The sequence below is a fragment of the Hyphomonas sp. genome (genome assembly GCF_040882205.1).
Lineage (GTDB): Bacteria > Pseudomonadota > Alphaproteobacteria > Caulobacterales > Hyphomonadaceae > Hyphomonas.
Genome location: NZ_JBBEBT010000153.1, coordinates 1 through 4,501, shown reverse-complemented (window position 1 = coordinate 4,501; position 4,501 = coordinate 1). Strand labels below are relative to the sequence as shown.

The following is a 4,501-nucleotide window of genomic DNA, read 5'->3' as shown; positions in this document are numbered from 1 at the left end:
CTTTCAATAAAGCCACTGTGGAGGGAGAGATGTCCCACTCGCCTTTCGAAATCTCATAAGTCGGCAAGCTTTCTACGGGACCAACAGAGTAGAGAGCGGAGGTCGCAGTCGTATAAGCTTCTGAAGCCGCTATCTCACCGTGGAGAAGTTTAGTGGTTTCGTCCGCGAGCACCTTTTTGGCATCGTTGATCTGCGTGCCTTGCAGCGCTTCGAGACGCATGATCTCGTCCTGCTTCAGGTCTGTGAACAGGCGCAGGAACCTGCCGACATCGGCGTCTTCCGTATTGCGCCAGAACTGCCAGTATTCGTAAGGGCTCTTGCGATCGGCGTTCAGCCAGACGGCGCCGCCAACGGTCTTGCCCATCTTCACGCCGGAAGAGGTTGTCACAAGATGCGCCGTCAGGCCAAAGGCTTCGCCGCCCTCTGTCTTGTGGATCAGGTCGACGCCGCCGAGGATATTGCCCCACTGGTCCGAACCCCCGAGCTGCATCCGGCAGCCATGGCGCCGGAAAAGCTCGAGGAAATCGTAGGACTGCATCAGCAGGTAGTTGAACTCGAGGAAGGAGTAGGGCTGCTCGGCTGCGAGGCGCCGGGCGACGGTGTCCTGTTTCACCATCGTGTTGATGGTGAAGTGCATGCCGACGGCCCGTAGCATTTCGACATAGCCGAGTTTGCCGAGCCAGTCGTCATTGTTGACCATGATGGCGTCGTTCGGGCCTGCGCCGAAGCGGATGAACGGTTCGAACGCGGTTTTGATGCCCGCGATGTTGGCGTTGATCTGGTCGTCGGTCAGCAGGGGACGCGTTTTTTCCTTGTCGGTCGGATCGCCGATCCTGGTCGTGCCGCCGCCCATAAGCGCCACCGGCTTGCCGCCGTGGCGCTGCAAGATGCGCAGCATCATGATGGTCATGAGATGGCCGACGTGCAGGCTGTCTGCCGTAGCGTCATAGCCGACATAGGCGACCGGGTTTCCTTGGGCGCAATAGGCATCGAGCTCAGCCTTGTGCGTCGTGTCCTTGATGAAGCCGCGCCAGCTGAGCTCGCGCAGGAATTCCGACTTGTAATCGCTCATGTTCTTGTGTCTCCGTGGAGCAGACGCGCGCCTAACACGGAAAGGGCAGGGCTTGAACACTGCTACGGAAAAAACAACCGCCGCCATCACCCCGGTCTGGGTGGCCGGCTTCATGTCAGGCACCTCGCTGGATGCAGTCGATGCGGCCATGATCCTGACCGACGGGGAGAGGGTGACCGATTTCGGCCCGGCGGTAGAGCGCAGGTATTCGGCCTCAGAACGCGCCGTCCTGCAGGCGGCGACGGATGCAGCGCGGACCTGGAACTGGCAGGGGCCAATCCCCGAGGCATCCTTCAGGGCGGCGCTGGACGTGATCACGCGCACCCATGTCGAGGCCTGGGGCATGCTGACCGGGCTCGCCCGGGCGCCGGCGCCGCTGCTGGCCGGTGTGCACGGCCAGACTGTGCTGCACCGGCGTGCGCAGCCCGGGCAGACGGGCGCGACGTTGCAGCTGGTCGATCCGTTCGCGCTGCGTGCGGCGATGGGCGTGCCGCTGGTCTGCGATTTCCGCTCGGCCGATGTCGGGGCCGGCGGGCAAGGCGCGCCGCTGGCGCCGGCCTATCACGGCGCCCTTATGGACCGGCTGGGCGGCGAGGCGGCTGTCGTGCTGAACCTTGGCGGCGTGGCGAATATCACCGCGCGGCTGTCGGACGGGACACTGATCGCGTGTGACACCGGACCGGCGAACGGCCCGATTGACGAATGGGTGGAGCGCCATGGGAAAGGCACGCACGATGCCGGCGGGCGGCTCGCGCTGGCCGGCCAGGTGGATACTGCGCGGCTGGCGCGGCTGATGAGCCATGCCTGGTTTGCCGAGAAGCTGCCCAAGTCTCTCGACCGGTATGATTTCAATGCGGGCATGGCTGAGGGCCTTTCCCTTGAAGATGGCGCCGCGACGCTGACGGCGTTTTCAGCCGCGGCAGTGGCCGCCGGAATTGATCAGCTCCCTGAGAAACCGGCGCGCGTGATTGCGTGCGGCGGCGGGCGGAACAATCCGGCGCTGATGGCGGCGCTGAAAGGCGCGCTGTCATGCCGGCTGATGACGGCGGAAGACGCGGGCTGGCGAGGCGATTCCATCGAGGCGGAAGCTTTCGCCTATCTTGCCGCAAGGCGGATGCGGAAACTGCCGCTGAGCTGGCCAATGACGACGGGCGTGCCGGAGCCGATGACCGGCGGACAGCTCTTCACTTAGCGCCCGGCCAGCGCGGAGAGCTTTTCGCCGTCGAGCCGGTAGATCGTCCACTCGTCCATCGGCCTTGCGCCGAGGGAGAGGTAGAAGCCGGTGGCCGGCGTGTTCCAGTCGAGAACGGACCATTCGAGCCGGCCGCAGCCACGCTGCACGGCGATCTCCGCAAGCCGTTGCAACAGGGCCCTGCCGTATCCCCTGCCGCGTTGGGCAGGGTCCACGAACAGGTCTTCGAGATAAATTCCGGGCTTTGCCAGGAAGGTGGAGAAGTTATGGAAGAAGAGCGCGAAGCCATGCGCGTCGCCGTCTTCCTCGATCAGGAGCACTTCGGCATACGGGCGCGGGCCGAACAGCTGCGCGCTGAGGCCCGCTTCGTCGGCGAGGCATTCATGCTCCAGCCTTTCATAGACCGCGAGGGCGCGGATGAAGGCGAGGATGATGGGCGTGTCGGCCTCTTCAGCAAACCGGATGGTGGCCATGGGGGGGCAATATCCCGAGAAGATGAACGCGGGCCCGCTCATGCCTGAGCGGGCCGCCGGATCCTATTCTTCGAAGTCTTCGTCTTCGTCGACCACGTTAGCTTCGGCGCCTTCTTCGGCTTCGAGGCGCAGCTGGTTTTCGGCTTCGTCGAGACGGCGCAGCAGGTATTCCTCGCAGACGCCGAGCAGTTCTTCGCGCTTGTCCACGTAGAAGTGGTTGGCGCCCTTGATCTTGGCTCGCTCGACTTTGTGTCCCTTCTGGACGCGGACTTTCGACAGCGCACGCTCGATGTCTTCCGGCGAGGCGATCGAGTCGGCATCGCCCGCCACGATCAGCCCCGAAGCCGGGCAGGGCGCGAGGAAGGACAGGTCATAGTGGTTGGCCGGCGGCGAGATGGCGAGGAAGCCGTCGATCTCCGGACGGCGCATCAGCAGCTGCAGCGTGATCCAGGCGCCGAAGGAATAGCCGGCGCACCAGACAAGACGGGGGCTTTCCGACAGGTTCTCGACATAGTCGAGGACATAGGCGGCATCTTCCAGCTCGCCGATGCCCTGGTCGTAGACGCCCTGGGAGCGGCCGACGCCGCGCGAATTGTAGCGCAAAACGCCGAACCCCTGGCGTTCGAACAGCTGGTAGAGCATGATCGTGACCGGATCCTGCATGGTTCCGCCCGCTTTCGGGTGCGGGTGGAGGATGAGCGCAATCGGCGCGCCGGGATATGGCGGCTCAGTATAACGCGCTTCGATCCGCCCCTGCGGGCCCGGAATGATGATTTCTGCCATCTGATCCTCGGTTTTATTGAGTGAAGGGGGCGAGATAGGCCAAATCGCCCTGAGAATGCAAATTTTTCTGCAGGGTGCCGTCCTGGCCGGAAATCCCTATATACAGGGGCATGATCTATGCCGACTATAACGCCGCCGCCCCGATGCGGCCCGAAGCTCGCGAAGCAATGCTCGCGGCGCTGGGCCTTGGCGCGGCCAATCCGTCGTCCGTGCACCGGTCCGGGCGGGCGGCGCGGGCCGTGGTGGAGAAGGCGCGGGGTCAGATTGGCGGGGCCATCGGATCACGGGCTGCAGATATACTGTTTACCAGCGGCGGCACCGAAGCGCTTGCCCTGGCCATCCAGGGCGCGGTTCTGGCGCTGGACGGCAAGGCGACCCTGATCGTCTCCGCCATCGAGCATGAGGCGGCCACGAAGGCCGCCGCGTTTGCCGGGGTGCCGGTGGAGACGGCCTATGTGGGCAAGGACGGCGGCGCGGACCTCTGCGACCTGAAGGCCCGGCTGGCGGGCTGGGACCCGGCCATAAAAGGCACGCCGATCCTGGTGCTGATGCTCGCCAATAACGAGACGGGCATCCTGCAGCCGGTTGCCGGTGCGGCGGCGCTGGTGCGCGCGGCAGGCGGGCTGACGGTGTGCGACGCGGTGCAGGCGCTTGGCAAGGTTCAGGTTAATGCCGCGCTGCTGGGCGCGGATTTCATTGCGCTGTCGGCGCACAAGATCGGCGGGCCGCAGGGTGTCGGCGCCCTCTGGCACCGCGCCGGAGCGCCGCTGAAGGCGCTCCTGCACGGCGGCGGGCAGGAGCGCGGCCTGCGCTCCGGCACGGAGAATGTCGCCGGTATCGCCGGTTTCGGGGCGGCGGCGGAAGCGGCGGTACGGGACCTGCCGAACTACGCCGCGCTGGCGAAACACCGCGACGCGATGGAATCGCGCCTGAAGGCCGAAGGCGGTGTCACGGTGATCGGAGAGGAAAGCCCGCGCCTTG

The 4,501-nt window shown here is 65.2% G+C and carries 5 protein-coding genes; 2 read left to right on the top strand and 3 right to left on the bottom strand.

Annotated features, from left to right (window positions below):
- Positions 1 to 1,072, bottom strand: a 1,072-nt coding sequence (gene tyrS / locus WEA77_RS06140) for a tyrosine--tRNA ligase (RefSeq protein WP_368066991.1), incomplete at its 3' end; no start/stop codon positions are given.
- 52 nt (positions 1,073 to 1,124) lie between these two features.
- On the opposite strand from tyrS, the gene WEA77_RS06135 reads away from it, so the two are divergent.
- Entirely contained in the window at positions 1,125 to 2,264 is a 1,140-nt protein-coding gene (locus tag WEA77_RS06135) for an anhydro-N-acetylmuramic acid kinase (RefSeq protein WP_368066990.1), read from the top strand.
- Here the strand turns inward: WEA77_RS06135 and WEA77_RS06130 are convergent.
- Both WEA77_RS06130 and WEA77_RS06125 read right to left on the bottom strand, forming a co-directional pair.
- A complete protein-coding gene (locus tag WEA77_RS06130) occupies positions 2,261 to 2,737 on the bottom strand; it encodes an N-acetyltransferase family protein (RefSeq protein WP_368066989.1) in 477 nt (158 codons plus the stop codon). The two genes, WEA77_RS06135 and WEA77_RS06130, sit on opposite strands and share 4 nt — an antisense overlap.
- Before the next feature lie 63 nt (positions 2,738 to 2,800).
- A complete protein-coding gene (locus WEA77_RS06125) occupies positions 2,801 to 3,520 on the bottom strand; it encodes an alpha/beta hydrolase (RefSeq protein WP_368066988.1) in 720 nt (239 codons plus the stop codon).
- A 110-nt stretch (positions 3,521 to 3,630) separates the two neighbouring features.
- Between WEA77_RS06125 and WEA77_RS06120 the strand changes: the two genes are divergently transcribed.
- A partial coding sequence (locus WEA77_RS06120; RefSeq protein ID WP_368066986.1) for a cysteine desulfurase family protein occupies positions 3,631 to 4,501 on the top strand: 871 nt, incomplete at its 3' end.